The organism is Pedobacter sp. GR22-6, from assembly GCF_037402555.1.
Classification (GTDB): domain Bacteria; phylum Bacteroidota; class Bacteroidia; order Sphingobacteriales; family Sphingobacteriaceae; genus Pedobacter.
Map to the genome: position 1 here is coordinate 341,788 of NZ_JBBEUC010000005.1, position 19,383 is coordinate 361,170.

The following is a 19,383-nucleotide window of genomic DNA, read 5'->3' on the forward strand; positions in this document are numbered from 1 at the left end:
CATGAGAAGCTATTTAAAACTAATTTTCTGTCTGCCGGTATTGCTTTCGCTTTCCTGCAAGAAATATATAGACATTGTTCCTAAAGGAGCTGCGGTCATTGAAACTACACAACAATTTTATGAGATGGTCTCTATGCCAAACAGAGGGTATCCGATCAATAATTTCCAGTACTTGTCAGACGATCAGTACATGAAAGAAAGCAACGTGATCGGCATTAATAAGACCGTAGATATCATCAATTTTACTTTTGATGACACAGACATCAGGACTAACCTCTTAAAGGGGTCCAGTATGTATAACCAGTCATATGCTTATATCAATCGATGGAACATGATCATTTCGCTGGTCGACAATTCAACCGGAGATAATGCTATGAAATTGTTGGCTAAATCAGAGGCAAAAGTGCACCGGGCTTTTGATCACTTCCTGTTGGTCAATGTGTACGCGAAAGCCTATGACCCAGCTACTGCCGCTACAGACGGCGGAATCTGCATCATGGATAAATTTGATCTGGAAGCACAGCCTGTAAAATCTACCGTGCAGCAGGTGTATGATTTCATTCAGAAAGATTTGGATGAAGCTATTCCTAACCTGCAAGCGACACCAATAGATGTTTATCATCCAAGTTTAGCCTATGCCTGGGCTTTGAAAGCAAAAGTACATTTGTTTAAAAGGGAGTTTACTCAAGCTAAAGAGGCGGCTATGAAATCTTTGTCTTATAACGACAAGATCTTCGATATGGTGGCTTATACGGCACAAGGTGGGCCAAATACGGTTGCTGTTATCGCTCCTAATAACCCTGAAGTATTGAGTTATACGCACATGACAGGTTATAATGAAATGAACTTTGCCTACCAATATGTGATCAGCCCAGAACTGAAAACTTTGTTCGGATCCAACGATGCCCGCTATAACCTTTTCTTTAATTCAACAAATGCGACCTGGTTAGACATCGGTGCCGGAACGGCTTTTTGGAATATGGCTTACACGAAGTATTTCTATTCAACAGTAGGGTTGAAAACTACCGAGGTTTACTTGATGCTCGCAGAATGTTACGCTCGTGAAAATAACCTGACAGAGGCCGTTGCAACATTGAATAAAATCCGTGCTAAAAGAATTACCTCAGGAACAGTAAATCTGCCAGTTCCGGCTACCGTGAAAGAAGCGATGGCACAGGTCATTGCCGAACGACGAAAAGAATTGCTTTTTGGTTTCAACAGGTTCTTTGACTTGAAACGTTACAACCTTGAACCTGATTATTCGAAAACTATCGTGCGTATTTTCCCTGTCGTGAACAAAACAGTTCCTCAGCAGACCTACACGCTGCCGCCAAATTCCCGCATGTACATCATTCCATTCCCTCAGGATGTGATGATGAAAAACCCAAGGTTAAGATTGAATACGGACGAGACCGTTCCTTTCTAAATAATACACAGAATGAAACATGCATTGAGTATTTTGTTTTGCGCCATATCCCTCGTGGGATATGCGCAGGATAAAACAGATAAAAAGACCGACAGTACCAGGACAAAGGCACTGATATCCTACGACAAGCTGATCCCCAAGACAGCCTTCACTAAAAGAGGACTGTTTGACCTGAGCAGCACTGATAACAAATGGTATTTCGAGATTCCAGACAGTATGCTGAACCGCTATCTGTTGGCCGTGACTCGTTACGTAGCCATGCCACAAGGTGCGGGAAGCTTTGGTGGTGAAAAAGCAAATGAGCAGACGGTCTACTTTGAAAAAGGAAACGGAAATAGGTTATTTCTCCGTGCCGTGGTATATAATCAGGATGTAAAAGACGAACAGCAGCAGATTTTTAAAGCGGTTAGCACTTCGCAGGTGAATCCTATTGTCGCGGCTTTTGACATCAAAGCGAAAAATCCGGTCACGGGCAATTCGGTAATTGAAGTGACAGACTTGTTCAAAAAAGACAATTTAGTAGTCTCCATTTCACAAACCGAAAAAACGGAAAAGAAATTGGGGGGCTTAGCAGATGACCGGACTTTCATCGAATCGATCAGGACCTATCCCATTAATATCGAGGTGAGCAGTACACGTACTTACACCACTTCCGGTGCGGTTATAGCTGCTGGTGCCTTGACGGGAAATCTTACGCTGCGTTTAAACACTTCGTTGGTTTTGCTGCCTAAAGCACCCATGCGCAAAAGGATATTTGATGAACGCGTTGGCTATTTTGCCAATAAATACATCTTGTTTGATGATGAACAGCAATATGCAAAACCAATGTACTTCGTGCAGCGCTACCGTCTGGAGCCAAAGGCAGAGGATTTGCAAAAATATAAGAAAGGTCAACTCGTAGAGCCCAAAAAGCAGATCGTTTATTACATAGATCCTGCTACGCCAAAGAAATGGCGCAAATATCTGATTGCAGGAATCAACGATTGGCAAAAGGCATTTGAACAAGCGGGATTTAAAAATGCAATAGTAGGTAAAGAATGGCCTGAAGACGATACGACCATGAGCCTGGAGGATGCACGTTACTCCGTTATACGCTATTATGCTTCAGAAAAGGCAAATGCTTATGGACCGAGGATTAGCGATCCAAGGAGCGGTGAAATCATCGAGAGTCACGTAGGTTGGTATCATAATGTAATGAGACTGGTGCACAACTGGTATATGATCCAGGCGGGTGCTTTGGATCCCCGCGCCCGTAAAATGAACTTTGATGACGAACTGATGGGGGAACTGATCCGTTTTGTCTCTTCTCATGAAGTCGGACATACGTTGGGACTGAGGCATAACATGGGAGCCAGTAGTCAGACACCTGTAGAAAAACTGAGAGACAAAAAATGGGTGGAAGCGAATGGCCATACGGTATCCATTATGGATTATGCAAGGTTTAACTATGTGGCTCAGCCAGAAGATAAAATTGGCCCTGCCGGTATATATCCAAGAATTGGAATGTACGACAAATGGGCCATCCAATGGGGATACCAATATCTTTCAGGTACCAAAGATGAGTTCGAAGAGAAAGCGATACTCAATAAGATGACGATTGATAGTCTGGCCAGGAACCCTAAACTCTGGTTTGGAGGAGAAGGCAAGGATGAAGATCCGAGGAGCCAGACAGAAGACATCGGTGATGATGCCGTGGCTGCAAGCAATTATGGAATCAAAAACTTGAAGCGGGTAATTCCTAACCTCATCAGCTGGACTAAAGAACCGGGCGATCTATATGATAACCTGAAGACCATGCATAAGGCGGTTGTGGCCCAGTATTCAAGATATCTATATCATGTAATGAAAAATATAGGTAATGGTTATATCACACAGCGTAGCACAGATGAGCCGGGGACGGTTTATGCCGAAGTGCCGAAAGCAAAAGTAAAAAGTGTGATCAGCTACCTGGATGAACAGGTTTTTGAAGCACCACTTTGGATGTACCCAAAAGAAATTGCAGCACTTACCGAACTCAATACGGTAAATGAAATCATGGATCAGCAGGCGCAAATGCTGAATATGGTGCTTAGTTCGGGAATGCTCTTTAACCTCAGCCAACGTGCACTCAAATCTGCAGATCCTTATTCCCTCACTGAATATTTTAGCGATTTGGAAAAGGCTGTATGGAAAAATCTTTCCGGCGATCCGGTTAGAGACAGTTACAGGAGGGCTTTTCAACGCGCCTATGTAGAAAAACTCAATATACTGATCAATCCAAAGGATGTTTCGGATGGAAAAATGATGTCTAATGCGCAGCGTAGTGACGTAAGGTTAGCTGCTATTGCACACATCAAAAGATTACGTATTACCATTTCGGCTATGCCTGTTGTGGGAGAACTCAATCTGGAGCATAAGGCAGACCTGGAAACTGAAATCGATAAAATTTTAGCAAGGATTAAAAAAGAATAGATATGAAAAAAACAATTTATGTGCTGGCTTGTCTGCTGATGATGGCGGGGCCAGTTGCAATAGCTCAAGTAGACTCCGGCAAAGAAGTAGCTACACTGGAACTCGCTGCAAAACGGGAAGCCATCAAAAAGGAAGTATTGGCAGGTTATATGGCTCTGAAGCAATCTCTGATTGTATCTGATTCCCTGAACTCCGCAAAGGACGCTACAAAATTTATACGGGCACTGGAACAATTTAAATTTAAGAAGCTGACCCTTCCGGAAATGAATGCTGCCACCATATTACGGAAAGAGGTTAAAGAGCTGGCGCTGGAAATCTCCGGGACCAGCAACATCACCAAACAACGTAAGGTATTTGCTGTTCTATCTGTGAAAATGTGGGATATGGCGGCCAAGCTAAAACCAATGGGAACACCAATTTATCAGCAGGTGTGTCCAATGACCGGCGAAACCTGGCTCAGCATGGATAAAGAGATCAAGAATCCTTATTATCCGAAAAACATGCTGACTTGTGGAGAGGTCAGGCAAAGCATTTAAGAATTTAGGCGTTAATAATGAGGGTTACAGGGGGCAGGATTGCCCCTTTACCTTTTAGGGACCATTACTTTGCTAATTTAGCAGTTCACTAATGTCTTCTTTGCTCAAAGATTTAAAAAAGCTTTCTTCTGTGGTGATCAGCGAACTTGCCAGTCTTTTCTTGCGGTTTTGCAAAGCCAGGATCTTCTCTTCTACAGTGTCTTTAGCAATGAATTTATAGATAAAAACCTTCTTCTCCTGTCCAATACGATGTGTACGGTCGATGGCTTGCTGTTCAACTGCAGGATTCCACCACGGGTCCAGGATGAATACATAGTCTGCTTGGGTCAGGTTCAATCCCACACCGCCAGCTTTGATTGAGATCAGGAATACTTTGAGGTCTGTGTTTTGTTGAAAATCGGCCACGATCTCTCCTCGGTTCCGGGTGGCACCGTCAAGGTATGCAAAAGGAATTCCTTCCTTTTCAAAGTGCGATTTAAAGATGTTCAAATGTTTCACAAACTGAGAAAAGATCAACACCTTATGACCACCTTTCAACACGTTGTCCAGCGTATAGATCACATTTTCAAACTTGCCGGAATCTGAAGTATATTCCTCATCAATCATGGCAGGGTGATTGGCAAGTTGCCTTAAAGCTGTTAAGCCCTGAAGAAGCTGTACCTGTTTTTTTGCGTAGGTTCCATCATCCATGCTGCTCAGCAAGTCATTGCGATAAGCTGATTTTGTTTTTTCGTAATATGCAGCCTGATCTTCCGACATGGTACAATAGAATAGCTGTTCTGTTTTTGAAGGCAATTCTGATGCTACCTGTTCCTTCGTTCTGCGTAGCACAAAAGGCTTAATGATCGCCTGTAGCTTACGGGCTTTTTCCTCGTCTTTGCGCTTTTCAATAGCCTGTACGTATTCCTCGTTGAAGAAAGCCTGTGTGCCTAATAATCCTGGGTTGAGGAAGGTTAACTGCGTCCAGAGGTCACTCACTGAATTCTCTACAGGTGTACCACTCAGGATCAGGCGGTGCCTTGATTTTAATGCCTTTACCGCCTTGAAAGATTTCGAAGATGGGTTTTTAATGTTCTGACTCTCATCCAGAATGATATAGCTAAAGTAAAAATTACTGAGTAGCTCAATGTCTACCCGGGTAATACCGTAGGTAGTAATGATGATGTCGTATTTCGCAAATAGGCTGATGTCTTTGTCCCTGGCTGTACCCGTATGTGCGTGGATTTTTAATTTTGGTGTGAACTTCTTTGCTTCATTCAGCCAATTGTAGATCAACGATGTGGGCATGATGATCAATGAAGTGCTATGTGTATTTGCGGCTTCGTTTTCCTCTTTCATTTTCTGCAACATGGCCAGGGTTTGTATGGTTTTACCCAAACCCATGTCATCCGCAAGGCAGCCCCCGAAGTTATATTCTCTGAGAAAGCTGAACCAATTATAGCCGGCCTTTTGATAGCTGCGCAGGTCGCCTCTGAAATTGACGGGCATTTGTACATCTGCAATGTTTTCGAAATCATTCAGCCGTTCCAATTTACGGCTCAGGGTTACATTGGCAATGCCGTCTTCTGCGAGTTCAGTGATGAGTCCGATGTGGTGTTTTTTCAGGCGCAGTGCCTTACCACCATCCGATAGACTAAATAAACTGCCGTATTGAGTAAACCATTTCTCCGGAATGATTGCTATAGAACCATCAGGGAGGGTAAACTCGCGTTTTTTGTGCAAAATATAAGGCTTCAGGGAAAGAAAGGGGACTGGATGGATACCGAAATAAACAATGGCATTGATGTCGAACCAATCATTTTCCTCCTTAATCTCGAAATCTATTTTATTACTCGCAAACAAGAACTTTTTCGCTCCCGTGTGTTGTTCCACTTCGAAACCGTCTTCTCTTAAGCGCTCGATATGTTCGTTTACCCAATTGATGATTGCATACGATTGATCTTCCTCGCTGCTATTGGCTACTTCCAGATTATGAAAAAGTGCGCTCGTCTTTTTCAACCCCATTTTAACTAACAACGCAAACCTTGCCTTTTCGAAATCAGCGTTTCTTTTAATGCGGGTAAAAACATAGTTTTCTTCTTCTGTCTTTAAGCGGACAGTTACTTTTTTCTCAGTCCCCATCGCAAAGGCATATTCTCCGTAATTAAAATACAGTTGCAGCTGTGAAACCCCTGATTCTACATAAATTATTTTGATGATGGGGATCGGTTCATGTTTCTCCGTACGGATGTCAAATCCTTCAGCGTATACATGGTATTTTTCGATCAGCGGGGCCACAAATTTTTCAAAATAAGTCGCTTCTGTACTTTTCGGAATCGTGATGTAGCGTTTGTTTAGAAAGGGTAATAACTTCTTGCCCTCGATGTCCTGCTCAAAGAAATAAATCATGTCGTTCAGCAACAGCCACGCTGGCTGATTGCTCACCACCTGGGCATCTTTGAACATAAACTCAATGCGCATGCCTTGATATTTTATGGTTGGGAAGTATCTTGTTTCCAGTTCATTCCTTCTAAAATGAAACAAGACCGTAGCCGCTTCTTCGGCAATATCCAGTTTGCGTTCTGCAGGCCAGCCATCTTTGTCCATCAGATAGAGTGCACTATGTGTCTTTAGAGTTTCCAATACTTCAGAAAGTTTCTTCTCTATCTTGGGGCGTACGCTCTCGTAGAATTTTTCATTAAAGAATTTTCCGAAAAACTCTGCGGGCCTGAGGGCTTTCTTATGGTATTTTTTAATGATGTAATCCTGTTCCGTTTCATCCAGGATCTTTATGAGCCGCAGATCTGTCTCGGACAAATGTTTACTGAATTCCTTAGCCGTATGCGAAAAGAGGCGTTGGTAGGTCAGCGAGAAATCGCCTTGCGGATTCAGCTGTACCACGTGAGGTTCAATCAGGTAGCCAAAATACGCATGTTTGCATAGTGAGTATACAATTTTGTAAGGTTTGGTACTGTCTACGCGTAACATTGGCTGAATTTAAAACAATCGGATATAAAGCATTTAAAAATCTTTAAACATACATCAAATTGGGGGGCTTTCAAACAGGATTTTACAATTATGACTAAAAATTTATCTGCCAGTTCGTCGAGAAAAAAGTGGATTTCGTCGTTTTTACTTCCATACTCATATAATAAGGATCAAATCCCTGCAACGTTTTTCAACAGGCTGCGTCTTATCATCAACACAAACAAATTTTAAACCTTAAAGACTTTGAAAATGAATACTTTAACAAAAGCATTATTTGCTGCAGCACTCAGTTTAGTTCTTTTAATGGCTACTGCGATTACCGGATTCGCTGCGACTTTCACTTTTAACCGGATCAAAATCAGTGGGAATGTAAAACTGGAACTGATACAGGGTACGAAGGAACGCGTTGAAATCGTGGGAGAATATTCGACGCACAATACCTCCATTAAAAGACAAGGATATACCTTGCTCATCAAATCTTCAGAATCGGAGCCGGTTACGATCAAAGTTACCGTAACTGAACTAAGCAGGATCGATGCCTGCAACCGTGTCTCTGTAGAAAGCCGTGGGCTGCTCCAGTTGAAATACTTGCAGGTTTTCCTGGCAGATGAGGCAACAGCCAATGTAAAGGCCAATACAGAGAGCATGTATACCTTTCTGAAGGGCAATTCCCATTTGAACATCAGCGGTACTACGCTGGATCATACCCTGGTTATGGATTCCTTGGCTAAGCTGAACATGGGTAACCTGGTTGCCCGCAAGACGACGACTAATAGCATCAGCGAAGCACTGGCCTGGAGCCACAACGCCAGGTAGAGGTTTCGGGAGTACACTTATAAATCGAACTTTATTCCCTGGGCTAAAGGCAAGGTATCTGCATAATTTATGGTGTTGGTTTGCCGGCGCATGTAGGCTCTCCATGCGTCGGAACCGCTTTCTCTACCGCCACCGGTTTCCTTTTCACCTCCGAAAGCGCCACCAATCTCTGCACCGGATGTACCAATGTTGACATTCGCTATTCCGCAATCCGAACCTTTTGCAGAAAGAAACAATTCGGCTTCCCTGAGGTTGAGGGTCATGATGGCGGACGATAGTCCCTGGGGAACGTTATTTTGCAGTGCAATAGCTTCTTCCAGTGTCTTATATTTGATGAGATAGAGGATGGGAGCAAAAGTTTCGTGTTGAACGATACTGAAATCATTGCTTACTTCCGCTATACAGGGTTTTACGTAGCAGCCACTACTGTAGGCTTCACCTTCAAGCAGGCCCCCCTCGACTACAAAATGACCACCCTGAGCTTTGCATTTTTCAATGGAGTCCAGGTAAAGGGCTACGGCCGCCTGATCAATAAGTGGGCCTACATGATTGTGCTGGTCCAGTGGATTTCCTATACGCAGCTGCTCGTACGCTTTAACCAGTTTGCTTACAAAGCGATCATAAACCTGCTCATGAATAATCAGCCTGCGTGTAGAGGTGCAGCGTTGTCCGGCAGTGCCTACTGCACCGAAGACTGCGCCAATCAGACTCATGTCCAGGTCTGCGTGTTCGGAAATGATTATGGCGTTGTTGCCTCCAAGTTCCAGCAGGCTCTTTCCCAGTCGGGCTGCTACAGCTACGGCTACAGATTTTCCCATGCGGGTAGAACCGGTTGCCGAAATAAGAGGTATTCTATTATCCTTACTCATCAACTCACCGATTTCCGGACCGCCGATGATCAGATTGGATACTCCTTCGGGGACATCATTGGCCTTAAAAATATCCGAAATGATTTGTTGGCAGGCGATAGCAGTGAGTGGTGTTTTTTCCGAGGGCTTCCAGATGCAGACATTGCCACATACCCATGCCAGCGCCGCATTCCAGCTCCATACAGCCACCGGAAAATTGAAGGCAGAGATGATGCCGACCAATCCCAGGGGATGCCATTGCTCATACATGCGGTGATCGGGACGTTCGGAATGCATCGTCAATCCATGCAACTGCCTTGATAGACCTACCGCGAAATCGCAGATATCTATCATTTCCTGTACTTCTCCCAGTCCTTCCTGAAGGCTTTTGCCCATTTCATAGGATACCAGTGTTCCGAGGTTATCCTTATGTGCGCGCAGGGCATCACCGAACTGTCGGATCAGTTCGCCGCGCTTTGGCGCGGGTACGCTGCGCCAATACGGGAATGCCGATTGGGCTTTTTTGATCAAAATGTCATAATCCTGAACCTTAGCTGCATAGACTCCAGCGATTCGCCGACCATCTACGGGTGAAATGCTGTCGATAACTGATGCTCCTGCAGAAGAGAAATCTTCAGCTCCGGTACTGCAGGCCGCATTTAAGTCTTGAATTTTCAGTTTTTTTAGGATTGCTGTAATCGAATTTTGCATGATTAAATATACTGGGTATCCTGCAAAGCAACAAAAAATAACTTGACCTCCCGATTACCCTTAGCTAATTTAAATTGCTTTTCTTTGTATTCGCTTTTCAGTTGATTTATAATCAGTTGTTTAGGGTTGAGGGTGTTTGTATGTGGAAAATTAAATGATGGTTTGACCCATTATTTGTTGTAAACTTATATTGTATTTTTTAACACAGGGATCTGTTCTTTAATTATTCGATACATGGAAGAGGAATTTTATTTTGATTTTAGTGATGATGCGCAACGATCAGTCGAGCGCTACGAGGAGATGATACGCAATCAGGATCAATACTTTTTCGATGCGCAGGCTTTCGAGAACATTATTGATTATTACATTGAGAAGAGCGATCCGGTTAAGGCCCTCCAGGTAATAGAGTATGCCCTGAGCCAGCATCCATATGCTGCGGTATTTTTGGTGAAACAAGCACAATTGTTTTTTGTAACGGATCAGGTGGAACGTGCTTTTCTCGCATTGCAAAAAGCGGAAATGTTAGAGGCTTCGGAAGCTGAGATCTATATCCTGAGGGGTAATATCTACAACAGTCTGGAACGTTACAGTGAGGCATTGGATAATTTTCAGATCGCACTTGGTTTTGCCGAAACTACGGATGAAATTCTGCTTCAGATCGCATATGTATACCAGAATATGCTGGATTATGAGCATGCGATTGTGTATATCAAGCAGAGTTTAGAGCAGAATATGGAAAACAAGGACGGTCTGTATGAGCTGGCCTTTTGCTATGATATACTCGATAAGCAGGAAGAAAGCATTAAGTTTTATCAGGAGTATATTGATAATGACCCATATTCCTACGCGGCATGGTATAACCTTGCGAATTCTTATCACAAGCTGGATCTTTTTGAGAAAGCAATTGATGCTTACGATTACGCGATCCTGATTAAAGATAATTTTGCCTCTGCATATTACAATAAGGGTAACGCCTTGGTTCAACTGGATCGTTTTGCGGAAGCTATAGACGTTTATAAGCAAACCTTCGAATACGAGAAACCTAATGCGGATACCTATTGTGCAATAGGAGAGTGCTATGAGAAACTGGAACAGATGGATGAGGCTAGATCTTATTATAAGAAATCTGTAAAGATGGATCCAAAGATGGCTGACGGTTGGTTTGGAATAGGAGTAACATTAAATTTTGAGGAGCGCTATTTTGAATCCTTACATTTTTATAAAAAAGCCATAGAGCTGGATGCTGAAAATCCTGATTTCTGGTTTGCCATGGCAGATGCACACTACAAATTGGGTCAGATTGATCAATCGGTAGAAGCCTATTATAAAGTATTGGAATACAATCCTCTTGATGTAGAAGCCTGGTTAGATTTCTCCACGGTATTGTACGAACAGGGTAAATTGCTTGAAGCTTCTGAGACGATGTCTGATGCGATTAAGAATAATCCGGATGCAGCAGAACTTTACTATCGCATGGTCGCTTATTTGTTTGCTATGGGAGAAAAAAATGATGCGCTGCTCTATTTGGAGACCGCATTGGCCACCGACCCGACAAAACATTATATTTTATTTGAATATTTGCCTCAGCTTCAGGAGAACGGTTCCATACTTGAAGTGATCAACCGTTATATAAAATAAAAGAGACAGACAGTTTTTATTAGACATCTCTGATGAAAACTGTCCGTTTTTTTTTCACCTTTGTGACCAATATGAATTACCCATTAAATAATATCCCTGAAAGACCTGTAAAGCCCCGCAATAAGGGTATTACAATGGTTATGGATAAAGGACTGAGCTTGAGGCAAACAGAAGACTTTATTGATGTTGCCGGTGTACATACTGATATCGTAAAATTAGGCTGGGCTACTTCGTTCGTAACCCCAAATCTAAAGGAGAAACTGGCGATTTATAAATCTGCCGGACTTCCTACCTACTTTGGTGGTACTTTGTTTGAAGCATTCATCATCCGGAACCAATTTGATGATTATTGTCGTGTTTTGGATCAGTTTGGGATGGAATATGTGGAGGTGTCAGATGGTTCTATTACGATAGAACATGATCTTAAATGTGAATTTATACAAAAGCTATCCAAACAGGTCACCGTAATTTCTGAAGTAGGTTCGAAAGATGCGGCAAAAATATTTGCTCCCTATAAATGGATTAAGCTAATGCAGGCGGAAATCGATGCAGGATCATGGAAAGTAATTGCAGAAGCGAGAGAAGGGGGCAATGTGGGTATTTACAGGGGCTCCGGCGAAGTGCGGGAAGGTTTGGTCGATGAGATATTAACGCAGATACCTGAAGAAACGATCATCTGGGAAGCGCCGCAGAAAGAACAGCAGGTTTGGTTTATCAAATTGCTGGGTTCTAATGTAAATTTAGGAAATATAGCTCCGGCAGAAGTTATTCCTTTGGAAACAATTCGCCTTGGACTAAGGGGTGACACTTTCGATCACTTTCTGAATATGGTTAAGTAGTCTAAACTCACCCTGATTTCATTTAAATGAGAAAATTTGGTCTAATCGGTTATCCATTATCACATTCTTTTTCCAAGAAATTTTTTAGTGAAAAGTTCAGGGATGAGCAGATCGGCGATTGTACCTATGAACTTTACCCTATTGTCGGTATAGAACTTATTGGGCCTTTGTTGGACGATCCTGAACTCGAAGGGATTAATGTGACGATTCCCTATAAATTGCAGGTCTTGCCGCTATTGCAGGAAATTGATGAAGCAGCAGCTGAAATCGGTGCTGTGAACTGTATTAAAATCAGTAGAAATGGATCGGATAGAAAATTAAAGGGGTTTAATACTGATGCTTACGGTTTTGAGGCTTCCATCAGTCCATTATTGAAGCCACATCATACCAAAGCTTTGGTATTAGGAGATGGTGGAGCTGCAAAAGCAGTAAAATATGTACTGAAAAAATTAAATATTCCTTATTTGGTGTTGAGCAGAAACGCAAAATCACCTAATTTAAGCTATGCAGAACTAAGGCCTGAACTGTTACGGGAATATACTGTGCTGATCAATACGACACCTCTTGGTATGTCGCCAGATATCTCCAGCTGTCCCGATATTCCCTATGGAGAATTAACAACACAACACCTGGTCTACGACCTGGTGTATAATCCAGAAGAAACGACTTTTTTGAAGAATGCCGCAGCGCGTGGGGCAATGGTAAAAAATGGCATGGAAATGCTGTATCTGCAGGCTGAGCGTTCCTGGTTCATTTGGAATAGTTAGGATGAAAGGTTCGGGTTCGTTTTCTTTTTGTATTCTTTTACTTTTACTATCTGCATGTGGGGGGAATAATTATTCACCCAAACCCAGAGGCTATTTCCATATCGAATTACCCAGGAAAACTTATCGGACTTTTGACGGTTGTGCTTTTTCTTTTGAATATCCGGAATATGCTAAAATGCTGGCAGATGATGGCGTTGAGTACCAGGATTGCTGGTATAATATGGCTTTTCCGCAGTTCAATGGTCGCTTGCACCTGACCTACTATGACATTAGTTCCAAACACGAATTTGAAGGCTTGGTTGAAGACGCCAGAACTTTAGCCTTTAAGCATACTGTAAAAGCAAATGCGATTGACCAGAAAATGATCAATTATCCAAGAAATAAAGTGTATGGCATATATTATGCGATAGATGGCAATACCGCATCATCGGTGCAGTTTTTTCTTACAGACAGTGCAAAGCACTATTTCAGAGCTGCATTATACTTCAATGAAAGGCCAAAATATGATTCTATTGCTCCTGTATTAGACTTCATTAAACGGGATATTGATAAAATGATCAGTACTTTTAAATGGAAAAACCATTGATATGATTAGCATACATAAATTTACTTTTAACCCCATCAGGGAAAATACTTACGTTCTCTACGATGAAAGCAGCGAATGTGTCATCATTGATCCGGGAATGTACGATGGTGATGAGCAGAATGAACTTGTAGGTTTTATCAAAAAGAACCAATTGAAACCGGTACTGCTTCTGAATACGCACTGTCACTACGATCATGTATTTGGAAATAAATTTGTCTACGATACCTGGGGGTTAAAGCCACAGTTTCATAGAGGGGAACTGATCGTACTTCAGTCAATTCCGGGATATGCACCACAAATGGGGCTTCATTACGAGTTATCTCCCGAGCCAGAGGTTTTTTTATCAGAAACCGGACATGTGGAATTTGGTCATAGTCGTTTGGAACTCATCTTTGCTCCTGGACACTCACCAGCACACTTGTGCTTCTATGCTGAAGCAGATCATTTCCTGATAGGAGGAGACGTCTTATTCTACAATAGCATTGGGCGTACAGATCTTCCAGGTGGAAATCATACCCAGTTGATCAACAATATCAAAAATAACTTGTTTATATTGCCAGATCACTGTGAAGTACATCCTGGACATGGCCCCTCAACGAGCATTGGCTTTGAAAAGCTCCACAACCCATTTTTACAGTAATACTTAGCAAGATAAATTGAATACAGCCTTTTACATAGCGCGCCGGTATCTTTTTGCAAAAAAATCAACCAATGCAATCAACATCATCTCTGCCATTTCGGTATTGGGAGTGTTTGTCGGCAGCGCTGCGCTGATCATCATACTTTCTGTTTTTAATGGATTCGAGGAGGTCGTGCTCAAGATGTTCAACACCATTACTCCGCAGATTGTAATTTCTCCATTGGAAGGCAAAACTTTTAATCCAAATACAGCTTATTTCGAGACTTTAAAAAAAAACAAAGATATTTATTCCTACACTGAGGTACTTTCTGAAAATGCTTTGCTCAGGTACAATGACAAACAGTCTGTTGGATTGATTAAGGGAGTCAGCGAAGATTACCTTAAAAACAAAAGTCTGGACAGCATCACGATAGATGGTAGCTTTATACTGGAAAATAAATATGGAAGCAATGCGGTTATAGGCTCTGCCATCCAGACTTACCTGATGGTAAATACCACAGATCCTTTTAATCAGTTGCAGGTTTTTTCACCAAAGAAGGGTGCTAAGCTAAGATCTATCAATCCAGGTGATGACTTTACCATTTTATCTATCCCTGTGTCTGGTGTGTTTGAAGTGCAGCAGGATTTTGATAACATAGCGATTGTGCCGCTAAAGTTTGCCCGGGAATTGCTGGCTGAACCAGAAAAGATATCTGCTATTGAACTGAACCTGAAACCGGGAATAAATGCTGACAAGTTCAAGGAGGATTTAGAGGCGAGCATTGGAGTTGCTTTTCAGGTCAGAGACAGGATACAGCAAAATAGTGTATTGTATAACATCCTTGGCAGTGAAAAATGGGCGGTATATATCATTCTTACATTTATACTGATCATTGCTATTTTCAATATTATTGGTTCCCTGACCATGCTGGTTATTGATAAAATAAAGGACATTGCTGTTCTAAGTAGCTTGGGCGCAGGAAGGACGCTGATTAAACGAATTTTTCTTTTTGAGGGAATGATGATCACCATGACAGGTTGTATCGCCGGTCTTATCGTAGGATTTATATTTTGTTTGTTGCAACAGCACTTCGGTTTTGTGAAGATGTCTCAGGACAATCTGTTGATTACCAGTTCTTATCCTGTCGGTTTCAAGTGGAAGGATTTCGTTCTTGTGTTTTTAACTGTTGGTGTTTTTTCTTTTATGGCATCAGCTTTGTCATCTAATTTGAGTGTTAAGAAAATCAACCATTTAAATCATGATCTTTAATTATATGAATCTATTTAGTAAACCTGTCATTTTATTTTTTGCCTTAGCAATAGCCTTACTCGCTTGCAATGGTGATACTGGCAAGGATGAAAAAAGAGCTACCAGGGTAGTTAAGGGGTTATATAGCTACGGTCCTGAAATCAAGTCTTTTACTGATTGTGAGGAGGGAAGGGAGTACTGGGTGGCTGATAGTGCCAAAACACTTGAGCTGGCTTACAGCAACTTCAATTTCGAGAAACCTTACGAGCCGGTCTACATAGAAGTGGAGGGACATTTGATTAAATCTGACAGTCTGATTGTATCAGCTGACTTCGACTCTACTCTGGTCGTGACAAAATTACTGAAAATCACAAAAGAGATACCTGAGGGGCCTTGTAATTAAGGCAGGAGATAGATGTTTTTAGTAATAGGGCTGATGATGCCTTTTTCTTGCGCCAGTTTGAACATAACATCTATCGCTTTTCTCCCTTCTATTCCATGGTCAAGTGAGTATTGATTGACATATAGATCGATGTGCTTATACATCACTTCTTCACTCATTTCCTGCGCATGTTGCCTAATGAATTCGATTCCTGATTTTGGATTGTCAAATGCATAAGCTACGGATTTCCGGATCAAGCGGTTCACTTTTTCTTGTATACTCCTGTCGAGCCTGCGGTTGATGACAATACCTCCTAATGGAATTGCACATCCGGTATATTTTTCCCAGTAACTACCCAAGTCTATGACCTTATTGAGACCTTTTTCAGAATAAGTAAATCTGTTTTCATGGATGATAAGACCCAGATCAATGCGGTCTTCCAATAATGCATTTTCGATGTCTGAGAATACAATTTCTACTTTTTGCAGCAGGTGAGGGTATGCAATCCCCAACAGAAAATTGGCAGTAGTATATTTTCCTGGTATGCCAACTTTAAGTCCGGAGTCGAGTTTTTCCGCATTCAGGTCAGTTCGTTTGCTGATCAACATTGGGCCTACACCAAAACCTAATGCACTACCTGCATCAAGTAGTGCATACTGTTCATAGACGTAAGCAAATGCATGAAAGCTCAATTTGCTGATGTCAAGTTCAGCACGAAACGCTTTTTGATTGAGGGTTTCTACGTCGTCAAAAAATACTTCAAATTCCATACCTTCGGTGTCGATCTTATGGTGAATAAGGGCATCAAATATAAAAGTGTCATTGGGACAAGGTGAAAATCCAAGGCTAAGTTTCATGTTTCAAAGATAGGAAAGGAGTGAAGCCCTTTCGTTAAGCATTTGTCAAAAATCTGATCGCCCAGTCATTGAGGTTTTTGATGGCAAGACCAATTTTCCAATTATCCCTGTTGCGGCGCTCCACATAGTTGGAGATGGCCCTGATCTGTAAACAGGGATTTGACGTCTGTTGACAGGAATATAGAACTGCCGCTCCTTCCATACTTTCAGTGTCCGGCTGTAGCCTTTCAATTACTTTTGCAATCGCGATGTCGTTTCCGTGTGTTGTATTTACAGTAATGCCCTTTACTCTAGGTAAATGGGTTAGCTCCTCATTCAATATATTATTAAAAGCGGTATAGGTCGATGTTCCAAAACCGAGCATATCGATGTTTAAGAATGCATCCCCATCTTCTGCACCTAACTCTGCAAATTCATCCTGTACAACATTGACTACTTCACCTAAGGAAAGTGCAGGTTTAAAGCTACCTGCGATGCCGAGATTAAGCACAAGGTTGTATTTTGGTGAAAGATGTCGGCCCAACGCAAAGGCAGTTGCAGTCATGCCCACTCCGCTGATGAGCAGGTCGAAATCAGGAGTGCTCCACATCTCTTGTTCCTGAAGGCGAAAATGTGCAGCTAAAGGGGCAATTTCGGGCCAGGTCGCGGCTATAATCAGGGGTTTCATCGACAACTAAGTTAGTTATTTCTGTGTATATTTGCGGCCATATCACTAACATTAACCTTATATAAATGATATACATAACTAGAAAAGCATCATTTAACGCAGCCCATAAACTATCTCGTCCGGACTGGACTGAAGATGAAAATGCGGCCGTCTACGGCAAGTGTGCGAACCCAAACTGGCACGGTCATAACTATCAGTTGTACGTTACGGTTAAGGGCGAAGTAAATCCTGAAACCGGATTTCTGGTGGACCTGAAATGGCTTAAGGATGTTATTAATACTGCGGTAGTCGACAAGATAGATCACAAAAACCTGAACCTGGATGTAGATTTCATGAAAGACAAGTTGGCCTCTACTGAAAATCTGGCTATCGCCATCTGGAAGGAATTATATGACCTGATTGCCGAGTCCGGAGCTTTATTACACAGCATTAAAATTTACGAGACCGAAAACAACTTTGTTGAATACCTCGGTTAACCTCAAAAACATGGACAATTATAACCATTTCGACGAGCAGGAAAACGGCTATATTAAAATAGACCGTTACAATGAACAAAAAATTGCTTCTGTAGCAGATCATTATAAAGATATTTTAGGACAGTTGGGCGAAGACCCTGAGCGCGAGGGATTGGTAAAGACACCTGAGCGCGTAGCTAAAGCCCTTCAATACCTGACGCACGGATATGATCTCAATCCTGCAGAAATTTTACGGGGAGCGATGTTTAAGGAAGATTACAGCCAGATGGTAGTCGTTAAGGATATCGAAGTATTCTCTATGTGTGAGCATCATATGCTGCCATTTTTCGGTAAAGCACATGTGGCCTATATTCCCAACGGACATATCGTTGGGCTGAGTAAGATCCCAAGAATAGTGGATGCTTTTGCCCGTCGTCTGCAGGTGCAGGAGCGGCTAACTAATGAGATCAGAGATTGTATTCAGGATACACTGAATCCTACTGGTGTAGCAGTTGTGATTGAATGTAAACACCTTTGCATGGCAATGCGTGGTATTCAAAAACAGAATTCTGTGACCACTACCTCTGCATTTACAGGAGAATTTGCGAAAGATAAAACAAGGGCCGAGTTTTTGAGACTGATCACCGCCAACTTACATTAAGAGACCAAACAATAAAAAAATGAAAGCATATATATTTCCAGGACAAGGAGCGCAATTCTCAGGAATGGGTAAGGAATTGTACGAGAATACTGAGGCTAAGGCCTTATTTGAACAAGCGAATGAAATCATCGGTTTCCGCATCAGTGACATCATGTTTGGTGGTAGCGATGAAGAACTTAAAGAAACGAAAGTGACACAGCCTGCAATCTTCCTGCATTCTGTGATCCTGGCGAAGACACTTGGTGAAGCTTTTAAACCGGATATGGTAGCTGGACATTCTCTTGGTGAATTTTCTGCGCTGGTGGCTGCCAACGCACTTTCGTTTGAAGATGGCTTGAAATTGGTTATTGCCAGGGCGAATGCCATGCAAAAAGCCTGTGAACTACAGCCATCTACTATGGCCGCTATTCTAGGTCTTGCCAATGACGTTGTAGAAAACATCTGTAATGGTATCGAGGAAGTGGTCGTCGCTGCCAATTACAATTGCCCGGGCCAGATTGTCATTTCCGGGAGTATTGAAGGTGTAGATCTTGCTTGCCAGCAACTGACTGCGGCGGGAGCTAAACGTGCATTAAAGTTGAATGTAGGCGGTGCCTTCCATTCTCCCCTGATGGAACCGGCGCGTCTGGAGCTTCAGCAAGCAATCGAAAATGTAAGCATTCTACCTCCTGTTTGTCCAATTTATCAAAATGTAGACCCGGTACCAAATACAGATCCGGCAAAAATAAAAGTAAATTTAATTACACAACTGACCGGCGCAGTGAAATGGACTCAGACCATCGAACAGATGATCGCAGATGGGGCTGATGAGTTTGTAGAAGTCGGTCCGGGAAACGTTTTGCAGGGACTTGTTAAGAAAGTAAGCAGAGAAGTGCAGACCAGTTCTGCGACTACAGCAATATAATACT

At 42.3% G+C, this 19,383-nt stretch carries 18 protein-coding genes; 14 read left to right on the forward strand and 4 right to left on the reverse strand.

What is annotated here, in order from left to right:
• Position 1: 1 nt before the first annotated feature.
• Genes WAE59_RS22190 through WAE59_RS22200 form a run of 3 tightly spaced genes read left to right on the forward strand, consistent with a single transcriptional unit; the run spans position 2 to position 4,413 of the window.
• Positions 2-1,426 carry a RagB/SusD family nutrient uptake outer membrane protein gene (locus tag WAE59_RS22190; protein ID WP_337858177.1) on the forward strand — a complete coding sequence of 475 codons (1,425 nt, stop codon included), beginning with the start codon at positions 2-4 and terminating at the stop codon, positions 1,424-1,426.
• Positions 1,427-1,438: 12 nt separating this feature from the next.
• Positions 1,439-3,877, forward strand: a complete 2,439-nt coding sequence (locus tag WAE59_RS22195; RefSeq protein WP_337858178.1) for a zinc-dependent metalloprotease — start codon at positions 1,439-1,441, stop codon at positions 3,875-3,877.
• A 2-nt stretch (positions 3,878-3,879) separates the two neighbouring features.
• Positions 3,880-4,413 carry a DUF3347 domain-containing protein gene (locus WAE59_RS22200; RefSeq protein ID WP_337858179.1) on the forward strand — a complete coding sequence of 178 codons (534 nt, stop codon included), beginning with the start codon at positions 3,880-3,882 and terminating at the stop codon, positions 4,411-4,413.
• Between the two features lie 72 nt (positions 4,414-4,485).
• On the opposite strand, the gene WAE59_RS22205 is transcribed toward WAE59_RS22200, so the two are convergent.
• The gene (locus tag WAE59_RS22205; RefSeq protein WP_337858180.1) at positions 4,486-7,380 is read right to left on the reverse strand and encodes a DEAD/DEAH box helicase; all 2,895 of its coding nucleotides are present in this window, start codon (positions 7,378-7,380) and stop codon (positions 4,486-4,488) included.
• Positions 7,381-7,629: 249 nt separating this feature from the next.
• Between WAE59_RS22205 and WAE59_RS22210 the strand changes: the two genes are divergently transcribed.
• Positions 7,630-8,196, forward strand: a complete 567-nt coding sequence (locus WAE59_RS22210) for a GIN domain-containing protein (RefSeq protein WP_337858181.1) — start codon at positions 7,630-7,632, stop codon at positions 8,194-8,196.
• 17 nt (positions 8,197-8,213) lie between these two features.
• Here WAE59_RS22210 and amaB read toward each other — a convergent pair whose 3' ends face one another.
• Complete coding sequence (gene amaB, locus WAE59_RS22215; protein WP_337858182.1) at positions 8,214-9,755, reverse strand: L-piperidine-6-carboxylate dehydrogenase; 1,542 nt, start codon at positions 9,753-9,755, stop codon at positions 8,214-8,216.
• Between the two features lie 234 nt (positions 9,756-9,989).
• Here amaB and WAE59_RS22220 point away from each other — a divergent pair, with 234 nt between their 5' ends.
• The 7 genes from WAE59_RS22220 (at position 9,990) to WAE59_RS22250 (ending at position 15,856) form a co-directional block, all read left to right on the forward strand.
• Positions 9,990-11,393: a tetratricopeptide repeat protein gene (locus WAE59_RS22220; protein WP_337858183.1), complete on the forward strand. Its 1,404-nt coding sequence runs from the start codon at positions 9,990-9,992 to the stop codon at positions 11,391-11,393.
• A 71-nt stretch (positions 11,394-11,464) separates the two neighbouring features.
• Positions 11,465-12,232 carry a phosphosulfolactate synthase gene (locus tag WAE59_RS22225; RefSeq protein ID WP_337858184.1) on the forward strand — a complete coding sequence of 256 codons (768 nt, stop codon included), beginning with the start codon at positions 11,465-11,467 and terminating at the stop codon, positions 12,230-12,232.
• 26 nt (positions 12,233-12,258) lie between these two features.
• Positions 12,259-12,999, forward strand: a complete 741-nt coding sequence (locus WAE59_RS22230; protein WP_337858185.1) for a shikimate dehydrogenase family protein — start codon at positions 12,259-12,261, stop codon at positions 12,997-12,999.
• Between the two features lies 1 nt (position 13,000).
• Positions 13,001-13,585, forward strand: a complete 585-nt coding sequence (gldD, locus tag WAE59_RS22235) for a gliding motility lipoprotein GldD (protein WP_337858186.1) — start codon at positions 13,001-13,003, stop codon at positions 13,583-13,585.
• A gap of 1 nt (position 13,586) precedes the next feature.
• On the forward strand, positions 13,587-14,225 hold the full coding sequence (locus WAE59_RS22240; RefSeq protein ID WP_337858187.1) for an MBL fold metallo-hydrolase: 639 nt from the start codon (positions 13,587-13,589) through the stop codon (positions 14,223-14,225).
• A 16-nt stretch (positions 14,226-14,241) separates the two neighbouring features.
• Positions 14,242-15,474 carry an ABC transporter permease gene (locus WAE59_RS22245; RefSeq protein WP_337858188.1) on the forward strand — a complete coding sequence of 411 codons (1,233 nt, stop codon included), beginning with the start codon at positions 14,242-14,244 and terminating at the stop codon, positions 15,472-15,474.
• Positions 15,475-15,478: 4 nt separating this feature from the next.
• On the forward strand, positions 15,479-15,856 hold the full coding sequence (locus WAE59_RS22250) for a hypothetical protein (RefSeq protein ID WP_337858189.1): 378 nt from the start codon (positions 15,479-15,481) through the stop codon (positions 15,854-15,856).
• Here the strand turns inward: WAE59_RS22250 and WAE59_RS22255 are convergent.
• The gene (locus WAE59_RS22255; RefSeq protein WP_337858190.1) at positions 15,853-16,692 is read right to left on the reverse strand and encodes a menaquinone biosynthesis family protein; all 840 of its coding nucleotides are present in this window, start codon (positions 16,690-16,692) and stop codon (positions 15,853-15,855) included. The two genes, WAE59_RS22250 and WAE59_RS22255, sit on opposite strands and share 4 nt — an antisense overlap.
• Positions 16,693-16,726: 34 nt before the next feature.
• The gene (gene mqnB, locus WAE59_RS22260; protein ID WP_337858191.1) at positions 16,727-17,359 is read right to left on the reverse strand and encodes a futalosine hydrolase; all 633 of its coding nucleotides are present in this window, start codon (positions 17,357-17,359) and stop codon (positions 16,727-16,729) included.
• 65 nt (positions 17,360-17,424) lie between these two features.
• Between mqnB and WAE59_RS22265 the strand changes: the two genes are divergently transcribed.
• From WAE59_RS22265 to fabD, 3 genes are read left to right on the forward strand one after another with little or no spacing between them, the layout of a single operon-like run.
• Positions 17,425-17,835, forward strand: a complete 411-nt coding sequence (locus tag WAE59_RS22265) for a 6-pyruvoyl trahydropterin synthase family protein (protein ID WP_337858192.1) — start codon at positions 17,425-17,427, stop codon at positions 17,833-17,835.
• Positions 17,836-17,845: 10 nt separating this feature from the next.
• The gene (folE, locus tag WAE59_RS22270) at positions 17,846-18,475 is read left to right on the forward strand and encodes a GTP cyclohydrolase I FolE (protein ID WP_337858193.1); all 630 of its coding nucleotides are present in this window, start codon (positions 17,846-17,848) and stop codon (positions 18,473-18,475) included.
• Between the two features lie 19 nt (positions 18,476-18,494).
• Positions 18,495-19,379, forward strand: a complete 885-nt coding sequence (fabD, locus tag WAE59_RS22275; protein ID WP_337858194.1) for an ACP S-malonyltransferase — start codon at positions 18,495-18,497, stop codon at positions 19,377-19,379.
• Positions 19,380-19,383: the final 4 nt, after the last annotated feature.